This is a genomic window from Actinoplanes sp. CA-252034, from assembly GCF_050956125.1.
Classification (GTDB): Bacteria; Actinomycetota; Actinomycetes; order Mycobacteriales; family Micromonosporaceae; genus Actinoplanes.
Window position 1 is genome coordinate 6,915,309 of the sequence record NZ_CP191846.1, and the last position, 23,548, is coordinate 6,938,856.

Below are 23,548 nucleotides of genomic sequence, written 5' to 3' on the forward strand. Positions count from 1 at the left end.
CGTCTCACGGGGTGCCGAGCTCGTCGAGGAGGTCGAAGATCTCGTCGGCGGTGGCCGCGGCGAGGTCGTCGTCCCCGTCGGGGGTGGCGGTCCAGCCGGCGGCGAGAGCGCGCAACCGCTGCCCGATCGCCGCACGGTGGGCCTCGTCGACGGCGACGGCCTGCAGGCGGGCTTCCAGACCGGCGATCTCGGCGTAGACGGCGTCGGCCGGGTCGGTTTCGGCCGGCTGCCGCGGCTGCAGAAGGCCGGACAGGTGCCGGGCGAGCGCGACCGGCGACGGATGGTCGAACAGCAGGGTCGCGGCGAGTCTGAGACCGGTCTCGGCGGTGAGCCGGTTGCGCAGTTCGACCGCGGTGAGGGAGTCGAAGCCGAGTTCGAGGAAGCCGCGGGCCGGTTCGACGTCCTTCGGTGAGGCGTAGCCGAGGACCGCGGCGGTGCGCTGCCGGATCAGGTCGGTCAGTGCCTTCTCCCGTTCGGTGTCGCCGAGCCGGGACAGTTCGTCGGCGAGCTGCGCGGTAGGCGCGGCGGCATCGGCCCGGCGCGGCACGGACACCAGGCCGCGCAGCAGTTCGGGCACCACCCCGGCGGTCGAGGCGGCGGTCGAAGCAACAGTCGAGGCGGCGGTCGAGGCGGCGGTCCGGACGGCGGCCAGGTCGAGGGCGATCGGCGCGACCAGGGGATGCCCGGAGGCGACGGCGGCGTCGAAGGCGGCGAGACCGTCGGCTGAGGTCAGAGCCCCGAATCCGGTACGGGCCAACCGTGCCCGATCAGCGGCGGTGAGGCTGTGCCCCATCCCGGCGTCCCACAGCCCCCAGGCGATCGACGTCGCCGGGACGCCCTGTCCACGCAGGTGGACGGCGTAGGCGTCGAGGAACGCGTTCGCGGCGCTGTAGTTGGCCTGGCCGGCGTTGCCGAACAGCCCGGACGCCGACGAGTAGAGCACCAGCGCGGTCAGGTCTTTGGTGGCGGCGACCAGGTTGCGGGCCGCGTCCACCTTGGCCCGGAAGACCGTGGCCAGCCGCTGCGGGGTCAGCGAGGCGAGGGTGCCGTCGTCGAGCACCCCGGCGGCGTGGATCACGGCGGTGACGGGTTCGTCGCGCAGCGCCTCGGCGACGGCGGCCGCGTCACCCAGGTCGCAGGCGACCGCCGTGACCTCGGCTCCGTCGATCATCGTCGGCTGCGCCGACCGGGACATCAGGATCAGCTTTCGTACGCCGTACGCCCGCACCAGATGCTCGGCCACCATCCGGCCGAGAGTGCCGGTCGCGCCGGTGACCACCACCGGCCCGCCGCCGAAGTCCGGGGTCCCGTCGGCCTGGGCCCGCGCGAACCGCGGCACCCGCACCACCCCGTCGCGCACCAGCGCCTGCGGGACCGGATAGAAGACGTCGGCGGGCCCGTCGAGCAGGTGGATCCGGTCGGGGTTCTCGCTCTGCGCGGTGCGGGCCAGACCCCACAGCGCGGCGCCGTCCGGGTCGGGCACGTCGTCGCCGGCGGACCCGTGGGTGCGTACGACCAGCCGGGAGTCGTTCCACGCCGGGTCGGCGAGCCAGGCCTGCAGTGTCGTGAGCAGCTGCGACGCCCGGTCGAGCGCGTCGCCGGGGACGCTCGCGTCGACAAGCAGCACCGGCGCCGGGGCGGGCAGTGCCGCGCCGAGCCGGATCACGACGGGCTTCTCCCCCGGTGTGACCTGCTGCGGCACCCAGTCGACGCGGTACATCGACCGGAACCCGCCGGTGGTGGCGATCTGGTCGGCGGTGACCGGCCGGAACGCCAGCTCGTCTATGGTGAGCACGGGTGCTCCGGCGGCGTCGACGGCGATCAGGCGGACCGTGCTGTCGGCGGTACGGGTGAGGTGTACCCGCAGGCTGGTGGCGCCGACCGCGTGCAGCCGGGCGCCGGTGACCGCGAACGGCAGCCGCACCGTGCCGTCGAAGAGTCCGGCCGCGGCGATGGCGTGCAGGGCCGCGTCGAGCAGGGCCGGGTGCACCCCGTAGCCGTCGGTGGCGGCGCCGTCGAGCCGGACGTCCGCGACGACCTCGTCGCCGTCCCTGGTCACGGCGGTGAGTCCCTGGAAGACCGGCCCGTATCGCAGTCCGGCGTCGGCGAGATCGTCGTACAGGCCGTCCAGCGGGATCGGCTCGCCGGCTGACGGCGCGACGGTCACGGCCGGGGCGGGTGAGTCGCCGAGGGTGCCGGTGGCGTGGGTGATCCAGGTGTCGGCGCCGGCAGGCTGGGAGTGGACGGTGACCGGGCGGCGGCCGTCGTCGCCCGGTTCGCCGACGGTGACCCGGACGGTGGCCGGCGCGACGAGCGGCGCCTGGAGCAGCAGCTCGTCGAGGACCGGGGTGCCGGTGCGGGCTCCGGCCGCGAGGGCGATGTCGACGAGCGCCGCCCCGGGGACCAGGAGGGTGTCGTAGACGGTGTGGTCGGCCAGCCAGTCCGGTGATCCGGCGGCGAACCGGCCGGTGAACAGGCGGGCGTCGGTGTCGGGCAGGGTGATCTCGGCGCCGAGCAGCGGGTGCCCGGCCTCGTGCAGCCCGGCTCCGGTGAGGTCGCCGGCCGGGTCGATCACGTCGATCCAGAGCCGCTGCCGCTGGAACGGGTAGGTCGGCAGGTCGAGCACGGGCGCCGGGCCGGGACCGTAGACGGCCGCCCAGTCGACGTCCTGCCCGGCCACGAAGATCTGCGCGACCGCGGTGAGCAGCGATTCCACCTCGCCACGGCCGCGGCGCAGGGTGGCCGCGGCGACCAGGTCGGGCCGGGCGTCCTGGATGATGGCGGTGAGCACGGCGTCCGGGCCGATTTCCAGCACCCGGGCCGCGTCGAGGGTGGCGACCGTGTCGGCGAACCGGACGGTGTCCCGCACGTGCGACACCCAGTAGGAGGGGTCGGCCCAGCGGCCGTCGCCGTGGAACGTCAGCGTCTCGACCACGGCTCGGAAGTCGTCGAGCATCGGCTCCATCAGCCGCGAATGGAACGCGTGGCTGGTCTTGAGCCGGGTCGTCGTCCACCGGGACAGGTCGGGGAGGCCGGCACCGGCGACCACGATCGAGGTGGGGCCGTTGACGGCCGCGATGTCCACGTCGGGATAGGCGGCCCGCACCTCGGATTCGGAGGCCTGCACGGCGACCATCACACCGCCGGGCGGCAGCGCCTGCATCAGCCGGGCCCGAGCCGACACCAGCGTCGCCGCGTCGGCCAGCGACAGCACACCGGTGGCGTAGGCGGCCGTGATCTCGCCGATCGAGTGGCCGGCGACCACGTCCGGGACCACCCGCCACGACCGCAGCAGGGCGAGCAGCGCCACTTCGAGCGCGAAGATCGACGGCTGCGCCCAGCCGGTCTGGTCCACGTCCAGTTCGGGGATGTCCAGCAGCGCGGTGACCTCGTCGTGGGCGGCCGCGAACACCGGGAACGCCTGGTACAGCTCACGGCCCATGCCGGCCCGCTGCGAGCCCTGCCCGGTGAAGACCATCGCCAGCCGGCCCTCGGCGGCCCGTCCGGACGCGACCGGCTCCGCGTTGTCGAGGAGCACCGCGCGGTACGGCAGCACGGCCCGGGTGGTGAGCGCGTGCCCGACCAGGGGGCGGGGCAGGTCGCGTACCGCGGTGATCCGGGCGATCTGCTGGTCCAGCGCGGTCTGGTCGTTGGCGGTGACCACGAGCGGGACGGCCCGGTTCGGCAGCGGCTCGGCGGGCTCGGCGGCCGGCGGCTCCTCCAGGATGACGTGGGCGTTGGTGCCGCTGATGCCGAAGGACGACACACCCGCCCGCCGGGGCCGGTCACCGGCCGGCCACGGGTGGGCCTCGGTGAGCAGCTCGACGTCACCGGCGGTCCAGTCGACCTGCGGGGTCGGCGCGTCGACGTGCAGGGTGGGCGGCAGTAGCCCGTACCGCATGGCCTGAACCATCTTGATGATGCCCGCGGCGCCCGCCGCGGCCTGGGTGTGCCCGATGTTGCTCTTGATCGATCCCAGCCGGAGCGGTCCGGCGGCGCGGTCCTGGCCGTAGACGGCGAGCAGCGCCTGCGCCTCGATCGGATCGCCGAGGGTGGTGCCGGTGCCGTGCGCCTCGACCGCGTCGACGTCGGCGGGCCGCAGCCCGGCGGCGGCCAGGGCCTGCCGGATGACGCGCTGCTGGGCCGGCCCGTTCGGGGCGGTCAGCCCGTTGGAGGCGCCGTCCTGGTTGACGGCGGTGCCGCGGACCACGGCGAGCACCCGGTGCCCGTGTCTGCGGGCGTCGGAGAGCCGCTCGACGAGCAGCATGCCGACGCCCTCGCCCCAGCCGGTGCCGTCGGCGGCGGCCGCGAACGACTTGCAGCGCCCGTCGGCGGCCAGGCCCCGCTGGCGGGAGAAGCCGGTGAACGTGTCCGGGGTGGCCATCACCGTCACGCCGCCGGCCAGCGCCAGGTCACACTCGCCGGACCGCAGCGCCTGCACCGCCAGGTGCAGGGCGACCAGCGACGACGAGCAGGCGGTGTCGACGGTGACGGCCGGGCCCTCCAGCCCGAAGGAGTAGGCGATGCGGCCGGACGCGACACTGCCCGAGTTGCCGGTGCCGAGGAAACCCTCGACCTCTTCCGGTACGGCCGTGAGCCGGCCCAGGTAGTCGTGGTACATCAGGCCGACGAAGACGCCGGTGCGGGAGCCGCGCAGTCCCAGCGGGTCGACACCGGCCCGTTCCAGGGTCTCCCACGCCGACTCCAGGAGCAGCCGCTGCTGCGGGTCCATGGCCATGCCCTCGCGCGGGGAGATGCCGAATAGCCCCGGGTCGAAGTCGGCGGCGTCGTAGAGGAAACCACCCTCACGGGCGTACGAGGTGCCGGGGTGGTCGGGGTCCGGGTGGTAGAGGCCGTCGACGTCCCAGCCACGGTTCTCCGGGAACCGGCCGATCCCGTCGCGGCCCTGCGCCACCAGGTCCCACAGCTCGTCCGGGCTGTCCACCCCGCCCGGATAGCGGCAGGCCATGCCGACGATCACGATCGGGTCGGCGGCGTCCGCCGCGACCGGCACGATGGTCTGCGGTGCGGCGGCCGGTTGCGGGGCCAGGACGGCGACCAGGTGATCGGCGAGGGCGGACGCGTTCGGGTAGTCGAAGATCAGCGTGGCCGGCAGCCGCAGACCGGTCTCGGCGGCCAGCCGGTTGCGCAGCTCGACGGCGGTCAGAGAGTCGAAGCCGAGCTCCCGGAACGCCCGGGAGGCCGGGATCGCGTCGGCCGACGGGTAGCCGAGAACCGCGGCGGCCTGGCCGCGGACCGTGGCGAGAGCGGCCGCGACCCGGTCGGCCTCCTGCAGCCCGGTCAGGTCGACGGCGAACGACGAGCCGGTGGCGGCGGTGACGCGGCCGGCCGCACGGCGGCGCGCGACGGCCGGGACCAGGCCGTGCAGCAGCGGATGCGGGTCGCCGGCCCGACGTACCGCCGCCGGGTCCAGGCGCATCGGCACGGCGACCGGCTGGCCGGCGGCCACCGCGGCGTCGAACAGCGCCAGGCCGGTCGCCGGGTCCAGCGCGCCGAACCCGGCCGCAGTCATCCGGCGGCGATCGTTGTCGGTCAGGGTGGCGCCGAGCCCGGCGTCCCAGAGTCCCCACGCGATCGACGTGGCCGGGATGCCCTCGGCACGAAGCTGCTCGGCGTAGGCGTCCAGGAACGCGTTCGCGGCGGCGTAGTTGGCCTGCCCGGCGTTGCCGAACAGCCCGGACGCCGACGAGAAGAACACCAGCGCCTTGAGATCGGTCGTGGCCGCGACGCCGGCCGTGCCCGCGACGCCGGTCACGCCCGCGACGCCGGTGGTGGCCGCGACCAGGTTGCGGGCCGCGTCCACCTTGGCCCGGAACACCGTGGCCAACCGGTCCGGCGTCAGTGAGCCAAACAGCCCGTCGTCGATGACGCCGGCCGCATGGACGATCGCCGTGATCCGCTCGCCGGCCAGCGCGTTCCGCACGGCCTCGGCGTCCGCGACGTCGCAGGCCACCTCGCGGATCTCCGCGCCGTCGATCGCCGTCGAGCCTCCCGAGCGGGAGATCAAAATCAGTCGGCGTGCGCCGTGCGCCCGCACCAGATGCTCGGCCACCAGCCGCCCGAGCGCGCCGGTCGCCCCGGTCACCACCACGGCCCCGTCCCCGAAGTCGGGCGCCCCGGCCGCGTCCACCAGGTCCTGCCGCTCGGCCTCGCCGGGGCCGGTCGTCGCCATCCGGGCCAGCCGTGGGACCTCGACGATCCCGTCCCGGACCCGTGCCTGCGGCACCTGATAGAACACGTCGTCCGGGCCGTCGAGCAGGTGAATCCGATCCGGGTGCTCCGACTGGGCGCTGCGCACCAGTCCCCACAGCGCGCCGTCCGCGGCACTGCCGCCGTGCGTGCGCACCACGAGCCGCGACTGAGCCCACGCAGGATCCGCCAGCCACGTCTGGAGCAGGCCGAGCAGTGCAGCCGTCCGCTCCAGGACGCTCGGAGCGCTGCCGTCCGCCGCCATCACCGGCGCGGCGGCCGCCTCGGCCGAGGGCGTCGGCACGGTCGCATCCACGAGCAGCACCGGCACGGGTGCGGGCAGGTCCTGGCCGAGCGTGATGACGGCCGGCGACTCGGTCGCGGGAGCCACGTCGACCGGGGTCCACTCGACCGTGAAGAGGGAACGGGCGGCGTCGTCGCCGGAGGCGGTGTCCTCGGCGGTGATCGCGCGGAACACCAGACCTTCGACCGTGACGACCGGCTCGCCGGCGGCGTCGATCGCGTCGACCCGCACGCTGTCGCCGTCGACGCGAAGCCGGGCCCGCAGCAGGGTCGCACCCTCGGCGTGCACGGTGACACCGGTGAACGCGAACGGCAGCCGGGTCTCCCCGTCACCGTCGGCTCCGGCGCTCAGGCCGTGCAGCACTGAGTCGAGCAGCGCCGGGTGCACGGCGAACCCGTCCGGGTGACCGTCCAGTTCGGCCGCCACATACAGGTCGTCGCCGTGCCGCCAGGCCTCACGCAGCCCCCGGAAGGCCGGACCGTACCCGTAGCCGGACGCGGTGAGCCGGTCGTAGAGGTCGTCGGTCGGTACCCGCTCGCCTCCGGCCGGCGGCCACGCGAACGTCTCGGCGACCGCATCCCCGGCGACGAGGCCGGCCGAAGATGCGGCGGAGGCCGGGGATCCAGCCGAAGATTCGGCGAAAGCCGGCAACCCGACGGGGGACGCGGCGGACGCCGGCAACCCGGCCGGAGACGCGGCGGTGACGAACCCGGTGGCGTGGGTGGTCCAGGTGTCGTCGGCGCGCGAGTGGACGGTGACCGCACGGCGGCCGTCGTCGTCCGGTTCGGCCACGCTGACCTGCACGTCGACCCCGTCGGCGGGCAGGCGCAGCGGCTGCTGGAGGACCAGCTCCTCGACGACCGGCGCGCCCGCCGCGGCACCGGCGGCCAGCGCCACATCGAGCAGCGCGGTGCCCGGAACGAGGACGGTCCCGGTGATCGTGTGGTCGGCGAGCCACGGCTGGGTACGCGCGGCGACCCGCCCGGTCAGGACCGTACCGCCCGATCCGGCCAGCGAGACCGTGGCACCGAGCAGCGGGTGCCCGGCCAGGCCCAGCCCGAGGCCGGCCGGGTCGAGGACCGTTCCGGTTCCGGGACGCGGCCAGTATCGCTGCCGCTGGAACGCGTAGGTCGGCAGGTCGGCGATCGGCGTCCCGGCGTGGTCGAGAACGGCCGTCCAGTCCACGTCGACACCCGCGGCGAACAGGGCGGCGACACCGGTCAGCAGCGTGGTCACCTCGTCGCGGTCCCGGCGCAGCGACGCGACGGCGAGCGCGTCGGGTGCGATCGTCCCGGTCAGGGCGGTGAGCACCCCGTCCGGGCCGGCCTCCAGGAACCGGTCCGCGCCGAGGGCGGTCAGCTCGGCCACCGTGTCGGCGAACCGGACGGTGTCGCGCACGTGCGACACCCAGTACTCCGGGTCCTCCCAGCGCCCCACCCCGGGCAGCGCCGCCGGGTGGAACGTCAGCGTCCGCACCACGGCGCGGAACTCGTCGAGCATCGGCTCCATCAGCCGCGAGTGGAAGGCGTGGCTGGTCCGTAGCCGGGTGGTCTTCCAGCCGTGCCCGGCCACCGCGGCCACCTCGGCCTCGGCGCCGGAGACGACCACCGAGGCGGGCCCGTTGACGGCGGCGATGTCGAGGCCGGGGAAGGCGGCGCGCACGTCCGCCTCGGCCGCCTGGACGGCGACCATCGCGCCACCTGGCGGCAGGGCCTGCATCAGCCTTCCCCGGGCGGTCACCAGGGTCGCCGCGTCGGTGAGATCGAGGATCCCGGCAGCGTACGCGGCCGCGATCTCCCCGATCGAGTGCCCGGCCACCAGGTCCGGCTCGATCCCCCAGTGCCGCAGCAGCGCGAGCAGCGCCACCTCCAGCGCGAACAGGGCGGGCTGGGCGTAGCCGGTGTTCTCGAGGGCGTCCGGGTCGGCGAAGACGACGAGTCGCAGCGGCTGGTCGAGGTGCGGGTCGACGAGCGCGCACACCTCGTCGAAGGCGGCCGCGTAGACCGGGAACGCCGCATAGAGCTGCTCGCCCATGGTGACCCGTTGGGTGCCCTGCCCGGTGAACAGCAGTGCCAGCCGCCCCTCTCCGGCCTCGCCCCGGGCGACGGTGTCGCCCCGTTTGAGCGCCCGCAGCAGCGGTTTCCGGCCGGCCGCCAGGTAGACGGCCCGGTGGGTGAGGGCGGCCCGGCCGGCGACGGTCCGCGCGACGTCGAGGGGGATGGCGCCGTCGTGGCTGTCGAGCCAGTCACGCAGCCGCTCGACCTGGGCCTGCAGGCCGTCATCGGTGGCGGCGGAGACCACGAACGGCAGCACCGGCAGGACGGTCCGGGCGGCGGGCGGCTCGCCGGGCTCGGCGGCGGGCGGCTCCTCCAGGATGACGTGGGCGTTGGTGCCGCTGACCCCGAAGGCGGAGACACCGGCCCGTCGCGGGCGGGTGCCGGCGGGCCACGGCCGGGCCTCGGTGAGCAGCTCGACCCGTCCGGCCGTCCAGTCGACCTGCGGGGTCGGGGCGTCCACGTGCAGGGTGCGCGGCAGGAGCCCGTACCGCATCGCCATGATCATTTTGATGATGCCGGCGGCGCCGGCGGCGGACTGGGTGTGCCCGATGTTGCTCTTGATCGAGCCGAGCCACAGCGGATCGCCGGCGCGGTCCCGGCCGTACGTGGCAAGCAGCGCCTGTGCCTCGATCGGGTCGCCGAGGTTGGTGCCGGTGCCGTGCGCCTCGACCGCGTCCACGTCGGACGCGGACAGTCCGGCGCCGGTAAGCGCCTGCCGGATGACGCGCTGCTGGGAGGGCCCGTTCGGGGCGGTCAGCCCGTTGGAGGCGCCGTCGGAGTTGACCGCCGAGCCCTTGACCACGGCGAGCGCCGCGCGTCCGGCGGCCCGCGCGGTGGAGAGCCGCTCGACCAGCAGCATGCCGACGCCCTCGGCCCAGCCGGTGCCGTCGGCCGACGCCGCGAACGCCTTGCACCGGCCGTCGGCGGCCAGGCCCTTCTGCTTGGAGAACTCGGTGAACGTGCCCGGGGTGGCCATCACGGTGACGCCGCCGGCCAGCGCCAGGTCGCATTCGCCGCGGCGTAGCGCCTGCGCGGCCAGGTGCAGGGCGACCAGCGACGACGAGCAGGCGGTGTCGACGGTGACGGCCGGGCCCTCCAGCCCGAAGGTGTAGGCGATCCGGCCGGAGGCGACACTGCCGGCGCTGCCGATGCCGAGGTAGCCGCTCAGGTCGTCGGCGCTCTCCTCGAGCAGTGACGGATAGCCCTGGTAGGTGGTGCCGACGAAGACGCCGACCGCCTGGCCGCCGAGCCGGGTCGGGTCGAGTCCGGCCCGCTCGAACGTCTCCCAGGCGGTCTCCAGCAGGAGCCGCTGCTGCGGGTCCATGGCCAGCGCCTCGCGCGGCGAGATCCCGAACAGGGCCGGGTCGAACCGGTCGGCGCCGTCGACGAACCCGCCGCTGACCGTGACCGTGGTGCCGGACCGGTCGCCGTCGGCGTCATAGAGAGCGTCGACGTCCCAGCCCCGGTCGGCCGGGAACGGGCCGACCGCGTCGACCTCACCGGCGACGACGTCCCACAGCTGCTGCGGGGTGGTGATGCCGCCGGGGAACCGGCACGCCATCGCGGTCAGCACGATCGGGTCGTCGTCGTCGTCGTCGGCGACCGCGGCCACCGGGGCGGCCGGGGCATCCCCGCCGAACACCTGGTCCTGCAGGTGGCGGGCCAGTTCCAGCGGTGTCGGATAGTCGAACGCGAGGGTCGCCGGCAGCCGCAGCCCGGTCTCGGCGGCCAGAGCGTTGCGCAGATCGACGGCGGTCAGCGAGTCGAAGCCGAGCTCACGGAACGGCCGTTTCAGCGCGACCGCCTCGGCCGACGGGTAGCCGAGGACCCGGGCGGCGTGGCCACGGACCAGGTCGGACAGGGCGGTCTCGCGCTGGGCGGCCGGCAGCACGGCCAGGCGGGCGCGCCAGCCGGTGTCCACCACCGGCTCGGCGACGGTGAGGGCGGCGACCTCGGGCAGATCCTCCAGCAGCGGGCGGCGGCGGGCCGCGGCGAACGTCTCGGTGAACGCCGGCCAGTCGACGTCGGCGACCGTGAGCACCGGTTCCCGGCCGGTGACGGCCTGCCGCAGCACGTCGATCGCCAGGTCGGGGTCGATCGCGGCGAGTCCGCGGCGGCTGAGGGCGGCGCTCGTCCCGCCCTCGGTGGCCATGCCCGCCTCGGCCCACGGCCCCCAGGCCAGCGAGACGGCGGCCAGGCCACGGTCGCGGCGGTCGCGGGCGAGTGCGTCGAGGGCGGCGTTGGCGGCGGAGTAGGCGCCTCCCCAGCCGCTGCCCCAGGTCGCGGCGATCGACGAGAACAGCACGAACGCGTCGAGCGGAGTGTCGCCGAGCAGCTCGTCGAGGTGCCTGGCCCCGGCGGTCTTGCCGGACAGGACCGCGGCGAGGGCGGTGGCGTCGAGGTCGGCCAGGGGCACGCTGTGCGCGACACCGGCCGCGTGCACGACCGCGGTCAGCTCGCCGGGCAGGCCGTCGAGCAGGGCCGCGACCTGGTCACGGTCGGCGAGGTCGGCGGCCACCACGGTGACCTCCGCGCCGGCGGCACGGATGCCGTCGATCAGTTCGGCTGCGTCGGGCGCGGCCGGGCCGCGCCGTCCGGCGAGGACCAGGTGGGCGGCGCCGTTGGCGGCCGCCCAGCGGGCGACCCGTCCGCCGAGCGCGCCGGTGCCGCCGGTGATCAGGACGGTGCCGCGAGGCTGCCAGCCGTCACCGTTCGCGGGCGGGGCGTGTTCCAGGCGGCGTACGAGCAGACCGGCGGCCCGGACGGCGATCTGATCCTCGGCGTCCAGTGCGCCGGCCAGCACCGCGGTCAGACGGTCGGCGGCCCGCTCGTCGAGGGTGGCGGGCAGCTCGATGAGGCCGCCCCAGCGGTCCGGCCACTCCAGGCCGACGACCCGGCCGAGGCCCCAGATCTCGTCGCCGGAGCCGCGGGTCAGGATCCACAGCGGGCCGGTGGCCGCGTTCTCGACGGCCTGCGCGACGGCAAGCGTCTCGGCCAGGCTGGTCGGCAGCGCCACCACCCCGGCCACGCCGGCCCGGCCGGTGATGCTGTCGACGCCCGCGCCGGCCGGCGCCGCGTGGCCGGCGATGGTGCCGCCGTGAGGGCTGGCCGGGAGAACCAGGTCGGCGATGTCGTCGGCCGAGGTTACGGTGATGACGGTCGCGCCGGCTCGGGTCAGGTGGCCGGCGATGTCGTCCGGGTCGGTGGCGGCGACGAGCAGCCAGGTGCCGGTGAGCGGGCGGGCCGTCGGGTCGGGGACCGGCTTCCAGACGTCGCGGTAGCGCCAGCCGTCGGTGCTGCGGCGGCGGCGCCACGATGCGAGGGCCGGTACCAGGGCGCCGAGTGTCTCCCGGTGGGCTTCGGCGTCGATCCGCAACTCCCGGGCGACCTCGCTGAGGTCGGCGGTGTCGATGGCGGCCCACAGTCCGGAGTCGGCGGTGACCGTCTCGCGCGGGGTGGGGCGCAGCCAGTAGCGCTGGTGGTCGAACGGGTAGGTGGGCAGGTCGGCGGGGTGCGCGGCCGGGCCGGTGACCAGGGACGGCCAGTCGACGTGCTGTCCCCGGACGAACAGCTCGGCGACGGCGGTCAGCAGCGTCAGCACCTCGGGCTGGTCGCGGCGCATCGCCGGCACGCCGCCGGTGAGGGTGCTGAGGACCGCGTCGGGACCGAGTTCAAGGATCCGGTCGGTGCCGAGCCCAGCAACGGTGTCGACGAACCGCACGGTGTCCCGGACGTGCGACACCCAGTACTCCGGGTTCGCCCACGGGCCGTCACCGTGGAACGTCAGCGTCTCGACGACCTCCCGGAAGTCGTCGAGCATCGGCTCCATCAACCGCGAATGGAATGCATGGCTGGTCTTGAGCCGCGTCGTCTTCCACGGCCCCCGCTCCAGCTCCGCGATATCGGACGCCAACGACAACCAACCGGCCGCCCCACCCGCCGAAGAGAACCGAACCCCCGCCTCACCATCGGGCGAAGACTGAGCATCCAGCGGAATCCGGGCCGCCACATCACCCGCCGACAAGGACCCAACGCCCGCCGCACCCGCCGACGAGATTCGGGCTGCTGGGTCGCCCGCCAGCAGATCCGGGTCCAGACCCGCGACCACCACCGACCTCGGGCCGTTGACCGCCGCGATGTCCAGATCCGGATACGCCCCCGGACCTCGTCGGCCGACGCCTGCACCGCGACCATCACACCGCCAGGCGGCAGGGCCTGCATCAACCGGGCACGAGCCGACACCATCGTCGCCGCGTCTTCGAGCGACAGCACACCGGAGGCGTAGGCGGCGGCGATCTCACCGATCGAGTGACCCGCGTAAACGTCAGCCTCGACACCCCACGAACGGACCAGAGCCAGCAGAGACACCTCGACCGCGAAGATCGACGGCTGCGCCCAACCCGTCTGGTCCACATCCAGATCCGGAATGTCCAGCCGGGCGGTGACCTCGTCGAACGCCGACCGGTAGACCGGGAACGTCTCATACAACTCACGGCCCATGTTCAGACGCTGCGAACCCTGACCGGTGAACAGGATCGCCAGACGCTCGTCGGTGGCGGCGCCGCGGACGACCGAGTCACCGAGCAGTACCGCGCGATGCTCATGGACGGGACGGGCCGCCAGCCTCACGGCCACCTCGGGGCTCGTCGACCGTACCCCCTGGATCTGGGCTTCCAGAGACGACGCGGACCTGGCCGTGACCACCACCGGGACCACCGGAAGTCCTCCGGCGGACGCCGGTGTGGTCGCCGGGACCGGCGGGGCCTGCTCCAGGATCACGTGTGCGTTGGTGCCGCTGATCCCGAACGACGACACAGCCGCACGCCGCGGCCGGTCAACAGACGGCCACTCACGTGTTGACGTCAACAACTCAACATTGCCGGAGGTCCAGTCAACCTTTGGGGTCGGTTCGTCAACATGAAGGGTTCGCGGCAACTGGGCGTGGCGCAGCGCGAGCACCGTCTTGATCACGCCGCCGACACCGGCCGCGGCCTGCGCGTGGCCCAGGTTGGACTTGAGCGAGCCGAGCAGCAGGGGCCGGTCCGCGGGCCGGTCCTGGCCGTAGGTGGCGAGCAGCGCCTGTGCCTCGATCGGATCGCCGAGGCGGGTGCCGGTGCCGTGCGCCTCGACGGCGTCCACGTCGGCCGGGGTCAGACCGGCGGCGGCCAGCGCCTGGAGGATGACGCGCTGCTGGGCGGCGCCGTTCGGGGCGGTCAGGCCGTTCGAGGCGCCGTCCTGGTTAACCGCCGTGCCGCGGACCACGGCGAGGATCGGGTGGCCGAGCCGCTGGGCGTCGGAGAGCCGTTCGACGAGCAGCAGGCCGACGCCCTCGGACCAGCCGGTGCCGTCGGCGGCCGCGGCGAACGACTTGCAGCGGCCGTCCGGGGCGAGACCGCCCTGCTTGGTGAATTCGCCGAACGAGTCGGGGGTGGACATCACGGCCACGCCGCCGGTCAGCGCGATCGCGCATTCCCGGTTGCGCAGCGCGCGGACTGCCAGGTGCAGGGCGACCAGCGACGACGAGCACGCGGTGTCGATCGTGACGGCCGGGCCCTCGAGGCCGAACGTGTAGGCGAGGCGCCCGGAGAGCACGGCCGGGGCGGTGCCGGTCAGCAGGTGGCCGAGCACCCCGTCGGGCAGATCTTCGACGTATGAGCTGTAGCCCAGGTAACTGCCGCCGACGAACACGCCGGCCTGGGTGCCGCGCAGCCCGGCCGGGTCGATGCCGGCCCGTTCAAGGGTCTCCCAGGCCACCTCCAGCAGCACACGCTGCTGCGGATCCATGGCGAGCGCCTCGCGCGGGCTGATGCCGAAGAAGGCCGGGTCGAAGTCGCCCGCGTCGTGCAGGAAGCCGCCGCGGCCGTCGAGTTCCGGTGCGCCCGGCTCCCACCAGGTGTCCCAGCCACGGTCGGCGGGGAACGCCGAGATCGCGTCACCGCCGGTGGTGACGAGCCGCCACAGGTCGCCGGGTGAGGCGACACCGCCGGGGAAGCGGCAGCCCATCGCCACGATCGCGATCGGCTCCTGGTCGGCCGACTCCAGCTCGGCGAGCCGCCGGCGGGTCTGGGCCAGATCCTCCGTCACCCATTTGAGGTAGTCGCGGAGGGTTTCCTCGGTCGCCATTCAACTCCACCTCTACGGATGCACGGACACCGGCCCAGGAGGGAGGCTAGGAGCGCGCGGAGGGCCCCCGTACCCCTAGCGCTCCCCTACCCGGTCAGCCGCGGCCGAGCTGTCTGTCGATGAATTCCAGCAGCTCATCGTCGTTGTCGACGGGCGCCGTGACGGCTGTCGGAGCCGGTACGCCACCGCGGTCGAGAGCCGTCAACAGTGACCGCAATTTGATCCGCAGCCGGGTCTCGGTGATGGTGTCCGGGGTTTCGGCGGCGAGCCGCTTCTCGATGGCGTCGAGCTCGTCGAGCACCGACCGGGTCTCGTCCGGGACGATCTCCCGGCGCAGGTGTGCGGCGAGCGCGGCCGGGTTCGGGTGGTCGAAGACGAGGGTGGCCGGGCAGCGCAGCCCGGTCGACGCGTTGACCCGGTTGCGCAGCTCGACGGCGGTGACCGAGTCGAAGCCGATCTCCCGGAAGGCCCGCGTGGGCGGGATCTTCTCGGTGTCCGGGAAGCCGAGCACCGTGGCGATGTGCCCGCGCAGCATGTCGACAAGCTCCTGCTCTGCCTCGTCGGCTGGCCGGCCGCGCAGCCGTTCGCGCAGGTCGTCGCCCTCCTCGCCGTCCGGGGCGGGCATCGGCGCCGTGGTCTTCAGCTCGGCGAAGAGCCGGGCCGGTCGGGCCAGGCCGAACGCGGGCAGGAACCGTCCCCAGTCGACGTCGGCGACGACCGGCGCCGGGTCGGCCAGCTGGGTCACGGCCCGGCCGGGGTCCAGTGGCCGGATGCCCAGCCGCAGCAGCGAGCCGTCGGCGGCCGCGGTCGCTGCGATCCCGCCGCCCGCCCACGGCGACCAGGCGATCGCGGTCGCCGCCCGGCCCCGGGCGCGGCACTGCTGCGCGAACGCGTGCAGGTGGGCGTCGGCGGCCGCGGAGGCGGGGTGGCGGACCGTGCCCCAGACTCCGGCGGCCGAGGTGAACAGCAGGAACGCGTCCAGGTCGCGGTCGCCGAGCAGTTCGTCGAGCAGCCGGGCGCCGGTGATCCGGACGTCGGTGACCTCGGCGATCCGGGCCGGGGTCAGCTCGGCGACGGCGGTGTCCTCGCCGGCTCCGGCCGCGTGCACGACCGCGGTGAGGTCATCCGGCAGCCCGGCGGCCAGCGCCGCGACCTGCTCGGGGTCGGTGAGGTCGCACGGCACGAACGTGACGGGCACGTCCAGGTCCGGTGCGGTACGGCCGGCGACGATCACCGTGGTGGCGCCGTTGGCGGCGGCCCAGCGGGCGGCGTGACCGCCGAGCGCGCCGGAGCCGGTGATCAGGACGGTGCCGCGGGGCTTCCACCCGCCGGTCGTGATTGTGGTGGGCCGCAGGCGGCGGCCGTGGGCCCGGCCGTCGCGCAGGGCGATCTGGTCCTCGCCGTCGGCGGCGGCCAGCACGGCGGCCAGCCCGTCGGCGCCGGCCGGTGGCAGGTCGACGAGGCCGCCCCAGAGTTGCGGATGTTCCAGGGCGGCGACGCGGCCCAGGCCCCAGACCTGGGCCTGTGCGGGGCTGGGGTCCGGGTCGTCGACGGCGCCGCGGGTCAGTACCCAGAGCGGGCCGTTCGTCGCGGCCTGGATCAGGGCCACCGTGTCGGTCAGGCCGCGGGGCACGTCCGGGTGGCCGCGGTACGGGGTCTCGTCGAGCGCGAGCAGGGAGATGATGCCGGAGAAGTCGCCCGGTACGAGGTCGCGGGAGATCACCACGTCGGCGCCGGCGCCGGTCAGCTCGGCGGCGACGTCGTCGCCCTCGCCGTCCGGGGTGACGACCAGCCAGCGGCCGGTGAGCTTGGCGCCGGCGGGCAGGTCCAGGGGCGCCCAGTCGATCGTGTAGCGGACGTTCTGCTCGGCGGGCTGTTCCCCGGCGTCGCTGGGCGACAGCCAGTAGCGGCGGTGCTGGAACGGGTAGGTGGGCAGGTCGGGCAGGTGGCGGCCGCCGGTCAGCCAGGTCGACCAGTCGACGTCGACGCCGTGGACCCAGGCCTGGCCGAGAGCGCGGATCCGGGCGGCGGGGCCGTCCTCACCGCGGCGCAGCGTGCCCCACACACCGGCGTCCGGCGCGCTCTGCTCCAGCGCCAGCGCCAGCACCGGATGGCCCGACACCTCGGCGAACAGGCGGAACCCGTCGCCGGTCAGCTTCTCCACCACGGGCGCGAACCGCACCTGGCTGCGCAGGTTCTCCCACCAGTAGTCAGCCGTCACCGGCTCGGTGACCCGCTCCCCCGTGACCGTGGAATACCAGGGGATCTGCGGAGCCGTACCCGTAACGTCCTTGATCGCCGTGAGCACGTCCTCGCGGACCGGCTCCACCTGCGCCGAATGCGACGCGTAACCGACCTCGACCTGCCGCGCGCGGACTCCCTGCCGCTCACACCACGGCACGAACGCCTCGATCGCATCCCGCCTACCGGCCACGACGACCTGCGACGGCGAATTGACCGCCGCGATCGTGATCCCGTCCCGCAGCCAACCCTCGACCGTGCCAGGGCCCGCGGCGATCGACGCCATCCCGCCGGTGCCGTCCAGATCGACCAGCGCCTGCGACCGCGCGGCCACCACCCGGGCACCGTCCTCCACCGACAACGCCCCGGCCACCACCGCGGCGACGACCTCACCCTGCGAATGACCGATCACCGCGGCCGGAGTCACACCGAAGGACTGCCACCAAGCCGTGAGCGCGACACCGACAGCCCACAGCACCGGCTGGACGATGTGCACCTTGGTGAGCCAGTCGTCGCCGCCGCACAGCACCTCCTCGACCGAGAACCCGACCAGCGGGCGCAACGCCGCATCACACTCACGCAGCCGGTCGGCGAACGCTGGATCGTCCAGCAGGCCCACGGTCATGTGCAGCCACTGACCGCCCTGACCCGGGTAGACGAAGACCGGGCTGTCGCCGAGAACGGTGCCGGAGACCGGCAGGGTCGCGAGGGACTCGGCGTCCCAGGCGACCGCCCGGACCGGCAGCGCGCCACGGGCGGCCAGAGTGGCGCCGAGGTCGGCGAGTGACGCCTCATGGCCGGCGACGGATGCCGCCCTGGCCCGCAGACCGGCCGTGTCCGCGCCGGACAGCAACAGCGGAACCGGCCCGGCCACGCCGGAGGCGGGCGCCGGGAGCTCCGAAGAAGAAGGCGCCTGCTCGACGATGACGTGGGCGTTGGTGCCGCTCACCCCGAACGCGGACACCCCGGCGCGGCGCGGCCGTCCGGTCTCCGGCCACGGCATCGCCTCGGTGAGCAGCTCGACCCCGCCGAGCTGCCAGTCGATGTGCGGTGACGGCTCGTCGACGTGCAGGGTCTTGGGCAGCAGACCGTTCCGGATGGCCTGGACCATCTTGATCAGCCCGGCCATTCCGGCGGCGGCCTGGGTGTGCCCGAGGTTCGACTTGATCGACCCGAGCCGGACCGGCTCCCCGGTACGCCCCGCGCCGTACGTGGCGAGCAGTGCGTTCGCCTCGATCGGGTCGCCGAGCGTGGTGCCGGTGCCGTGCGCCTCGACCGCGTCGATGTCGTCGGTGGTCAGTCGCGCATTGGCGAGCGCCTGCCGGATCACCTTCTGCTGGGAGGTTCCGTTCGGCGCGGTCAGCCCGTTGGAGGCGCCGTCGGAGTTGACGGCGCTGCCCCGGACCACGGCGAGGACCGGCCGCCCGGCCCGCTGCGCGTCGGAGAGCCGCTCGACGACGAGCACGCCGACACCTTCGGACCAGCCGGTGCCGTCGGCGGCCGCCGCGAACGACTTGCAGCGCCCGTCGGCGGCCAGCCCGCCCTTGCGGCTGAACTCGACGAACGGCCCCGGCGTGGACATCACGGTGACGCCGCCGACCAGGGCCAGCTCGCATTCGCCCTGCCGCAGCGCCTGCACGGCCAGGTGCAGGGCGACCAGCGACGACGAGCAGCCGGTGTCGACGGTCATCGCCGGGCCTTCGAGGCCGAAGGTGTAGGAGATCCGGCCGGACAGGACGCTCGCCGCGTTGCCGGTGCCGAGGTGCCCTTCGAGGGCGCTGGGGAAGACACCCATCGACCACAGGTAGTCGGAGCCGTTGGTGCCGGCGAACATGCCGGTACGGGAGCCGCGCAGCCCCGTCGGGTCGAGCCCGGCGCGTTCCAGGGCCTCCCACGAGCACTCCAGCAGCAGCCGCTGCTGCGGGTCCATCGCGACGGCCTCGCGCGGGGTGATGCCGAAGAGCCGGGCGTCGAACCCGGCGACGTCGCGTAGGAAGCCGCCCTCGCTGGTGTACGTGGTGCCGCGTACCGACGAGTCGGAGTTGACCAGGTCGCCGAGATACCAGCCCCGGTCGGTGGGGAACGGCGACATCGCGTCCACCCCGTCGGCGACCAGTCGCCACAGCTCCTCCGGCGACTCCGCGCCACCGGGGAATCGGCAGCTCATCGCCGTGATCGCGATCGGCTCGTCGAGGGTGGCGACGCTGCCGGTGACGGTCACCGTCGTGGTGGCGGCGGCCGGTAAGGCCCGGGTGAGCAGGTGCGCGGCGAGGGCGGCGGCGTTCGGGTGGTCGAAGACGACGGTGGCGGGCAGCGCGATCCCGCTCTCCGCGCGCAGCCGGTTGCGCAGGTCGACGGCGGTGAGCGAGTCGAACCCGAGTTCCCGGAACGGCCGGCGCGGCGGGATCTCGTCGGTGCACGCGTGACCGAGGACGGCGGCGGCCGCGGAGCGTACGAACTCGAGGGCCACCCGCTCCCGCTCTGCCGCACCGAGCCCGGCCAGCCGGGCGGTGAGGCCCGATCCGGTGTCCCCCGGCTCGTCAGGTGAGGTGAGGGCGTCGCGGACGGCGGGGATGTCCCCGATCAAGGGCCGGGGCCGTTCGGCGGTGAACAGTTCGGTGAACCGCGGCCAGTCCACGTCGACCACACAGATCGTGGTGTCGTCCTGGGCGATCGCCCGGCGCATCGCCTCTATCGCCGGTTCGGGCGGCAGCGCCACGATGCCGCGGCGGCGTAGGTCGGCGCCGACCTCGGCGGACGCCATCCCGGACTCGGCCCAGGCGCCCCAGGCGATCGCGGTCATCGTGAGCCCGCGGGCGCGGCGCTGCTCGGCGAGTCTGTCGAGGGCGGCGTTGGCGGCCGCGTACGCGGCGTGCGAGTGGCTGCCCCAGACGCCGGACAGCGACGAGAACACCACGAACGCGTCGACCTCGCCGATCAGGGCGTCGAGGTGGACGGCCCCGGCGACCTTCCCGGCGAGCAGCCGGTCCAGCAGGTCCACGTCGGTGTCGGCGAACGGCACGTTCGCGCCGACCCCGGCCGCGTGGATCACCGCGTCGACCGGGCCGACCGCGGCCAGCAGCGCCTCGACGGCGGCCCGGTCGGCCAGGTCACAGGCGTGCACCTCGGCGTTCGGCAGGTCGGTGACGCCGCCGCGGCGGGACACCAGGACCAGCCGGCCGGCGCCGTTCGCGGCGGCCCAGCGGGCGATCCGGCCACCCAGGGCGCCGGTGCCGCCGGTGATCAGGACGGTGCCGCGCGGCTGCCACGGTGTGCCGGGCTTGCGGGCCGGGGCGGGCACGACGCGGCGGGCGTAGACACCGTCGGGGCGCAGGGCGAGCTGGTCCTCGGGGCCGAACGCTCCGGCCAGGACGGTGCCGACCAGGTCCGGGTCGGGGTGCTCGGAGAGGTCGAGCTGGCCGCCCCAGCGGTGGGGCAGCTCCAGTCCGGCGATCCGGCCGAGACCGGCGACCTGCGCCTGGGCCAGGCTGTCGCCCTGGGTGAGGACCCAGACCGGGGTGTCGGCGAGCTGCTGGATCAGGGTCAGGGTGCCGGCCAGGCCGCGGGCCACGTGCGGGTGACCGGGCATCGGGCGCTCGTCCAGGGCGAGCAGCGACACCACCCCGGTCCAGGGGCCGTCCGGCAGGGTGACGGCGGTCGCGTCGACGGTGATCGTCTCGGCTCCCGGCAGCACCTCGGGCACGGTGACACCCTCGGGCTGCACGACCAGCCAGCGGCCGTCCGGCCGTACCGGCGCAGGGGTGTTGATCTTCTGCCAGGTGACCCGGTAACGCCAGCCGTCGATCGTGGAGTCGAGGCGTCTGCGGGTGTGCCAGGCGGCCAGGCCGTCCACGACCGGCTCGACGAGCGCGGTGTCCAGGCCGAGCTCGCCGGCCAGCGCGTCGGCGCCGGCCTCGACGGCCGCCCAGAACTCGGGGTCGCCGCCCTGGTCGCGGCGCTGCTCCTCGGGGGTCAGCCAGTGGCGGCGGCGCTGGAAGGGGTAGGTGGGCAGAGCCGGGTCGGGGCGGAGGCCGGTGAGCCAGGACGACCAGTCGACGCGGACGCCGCGGACCCACGCCTCGCCGAGCGCACGGATCTGGGCGGCAGGGTCGTCCTCGCCGCGGCGCAGCGTGCCCCAGATCCCGGCGTCCGGCGCGCACTGCTCGATCGCCACGGTGACCACCGGATGCCCGGAGATCTCGGCGAACAGCCGGTAACCCTGGTCGGTCAGCTGCTGCACGACCGGGGCGAAGCGGACCTGCTGCCGCAGGTTGGTCCACCAGTAGTCGGCGGTGACCGGCTCGGTGACGCGTTCGCCGGTGACGGTGGAGAACCACGGGATCCGCGGGACCGCGCCGCGGACGTCACCGAGACCGGCCAGGATCGCGTCGCGGACCTGCTCGACCTGCGGCGAGTGGGAGGCGTAGCGGACCTCGACGAGCCGGGCCCGGACGCCACGCTCCTCACAGAACGGAATGAACTGCTGCAGCAGCGGCCGCTCGCCGGCCACCACGACCTGTGCCGGGCCGTTGACCGCCGCGATGTTCAGGCCGGGCCGGCCGGCCAGCCACTGCTCCACGTCGGCGGCCGGGGCGCCGACCGACAGCATGCCGCCGTCGCCGGTCAGGCCGACCAGCGGGGCGGAGCGGGCGGCGACGATCCGGGCGCCGTCCTCGACCGTGACCGCGCCGGCGACCACGGCGGCGACCACCTCGCCCTGGGAATGGCCGATCACCGCGGTCGGCTCGACGCCGTACGACTGCCACCAGGCGGTCAGTGCCACGCCGACGGCCCACAGCACCGGCTGCACCACCTCCACCCGGGCCAGCCAGTCGTCGTCTCCGCGCAGCACGTCCTCGACCGAGAACCCGGTGTGCGGCCGCAGGGCGGTGTCGCATTCACGCAGGCGGTCGGCGAAAGCGGGGTGGTCGAGCAGCCCGACAGCCATGCCGAGCCACTGGCCGCCCTGTCCGGGGTAGACGAAGACGATGTCGGAGGCGTCCAGGGCGGTGCCGGTGACCGGCGGCGCGCCGAGGCTCCCGGCGTCCCAGGCGACCGCGCGTTCGGCGAGCGCGGCCCGCCCGGCCAGGGTGGCGGCGACACCGCCGAGCGGCCCGTCGTGTCCGGCCGCGACGTCGATCTGGGCGCGCAGGGCCGCCGGAGTCGCCCCGGACAGCAGCACCGGGATCGGCCCGTCGACGGCCGTCTCCGGCGGAGACGGCTCGGCGGGGTCGCCCTGTTCCAGGATGACGTGCGCGTTGGTGCCGCTCATCCCGAACGACGACACCGCCGCACGTCGCGGCCGACCTGTTGACGGCCACTCTCGTGTTGACGTCAACAACTCAACACTGCCGGAAGTCCAGTCAACCTTCGGCGTCGGCACGTCAACATGGAGGGTCTTGGGCAGCACGCCGTGCCGCATCGCCTCGATCATCTTGATGATGCCGCCGACCCCGGCCGCGGCCTGGGTGTGGCCGATGTTCGATTTGAGGGATCCGAGCCAGAGCGGACGATCCCTTTCCTTGCCGTACGTGGCCAGCAGCGCCTGCGCCTCGATCGGATCACCGAGGGTCGTGCCGGTGCCGTGCGCCTCGACCGCGTCGACCTCGTCCGGCCCGAGTCCCGCGTCGGCGAGCGCGGCCCGGATGACCCGCCGCTGCGCCGGCCCGTTCGGGGCGGTCAGCCCGTTGGAAGCGCCGTCCTGGTTGATTGCCGTGCCCCGCACCACGCCGAGGATCCGCCGTCCGGCCGCGCGGGCCGCCGACAGCCGTTCGACCAGCAACACCCCGGCGCCCTCACCCCAGCCGGTGCCGTCGGCGGCCGCCGCGAACGACTTGCACCGCCCGTCGGCGGCCAGCCCGCGCTGGCGGGAGAACTCCAGGAACGTGCCGGGCGTCGACATCACCAGCACCCCGCCGACCAGCGCCTGGTCGATCTCGCCGCGCCGCAGCGCCTGCACGGCCAGGTGCAGCGCGACCAGCGACGACGAGCAGGCGGTGTCCACGGTGACGGCGGGGCCTTCCAGCCCGAACGTGTACGCCAGCCGCCCGGACAGCACGCTGGCCGCGTTGCCGGTGCCGAGGTGTCCCTCGAGTTCGCCCGGGTGGTCACCGAGCAGCCCGAGGTAGTCCTGGTCGTTGCTGCCGGTGTACACGCCGGTCCGGGCGCCGCGCTGCCCGAGTGGGTCGAGACCGGCCCGCTCGTACGTCTCCCACGCGCACTCCAGCAGCAGCCGCTGCTGCGGGTCCATGGCCCGGGCCTCGCGCGGGCTGATCCCGAACAGCGACGCGTCGAAGTCTCCGGCGTCGTAGAGGAACCCGCCGCCACGGGCGAACGACGTGCCGGCCGCGTCGGGGTCGTCGCTGAACAGCCCGGCGAGATCCCAGCCCCGGTCGGCGGGGAAGTCACCGACCGCGTCGCGGCCGTCGGCGACCAACTGCCACAGGTCGTCCGGCCCCTGCACACCACCGGGGTAGCGGCAGGCGGCGCCGACGATGGCGATCGGCTCGGTGGCCCGGGCGTCGGTCTCCTGCTGCCGGCGGCGCAGCCGGTCGGTCTCCTTGAGGGCGCTGCGCAGGGCCTCGACGATCTTCTGGTCCGGCTGGGTCATCGT

2 protein-coding genes and 1 pseudogene are annotated in these 23,548 nt (G+C 74.5%); all 3 read right to left on the reverse strand.

What is annotated here, in order from left to right:
- Positions 1-4: 4 nt before the first annotated feature.
- The gene (locus tag ACQPZW_RS31840) at positions 5-12,400 is read right to left on the reverse strand and encodes an SDR family NAD(P)-dependent oxidoreductase (protein ID WP_433797671.1); all 12,396 of its coding nucleotides are present in this window, start codon (positions 12,398-12,400) and stop codon (positions 5-7) included.
- A 252-nt stretch (positions 12,401-12,652) separates the two neighbouring features.
- Positions 12,653-14,655 (reverse strand): annotated as a pseudogene (locus ACQPZW_RS31845) (type I polyketide synthase); the annotation flags it as partial.
- Positions 14,656-14,788: 133 nt separating this feature from the next.
- Positions 14,789-23,545, reverse strand: coding sequence for a type I polyketide synthase (locus tag ACQPZW_RS31850; protein WP_433789719.1), 8,757 nt, complete (start codon positions 23,543-23,545; stop codon positions 14,789-14,791).
- Between the last annotated feature and the right edge of the window lie 3 nt (positions 23,546-23,548).

What these genes read in the sequence shown, in the direction of transcription:
- ACQPZW_RS31840 (WP_433797671.1), bottom strand. Translation starts at nt 12,400, where the DNA reads ATGGAGCCGATGCTCGACGACTTCCGGGAGGTCGTCGAGACGCTGACG.
- ACQPZW_RS31850 (WP_433789719.1), bottom strand. Translation starts at nt 23,545, where the DNA reads ATGACCCAGCCGGACCAGAAGATCGTCGAGGCCCTGCGCAGCGCCCTC.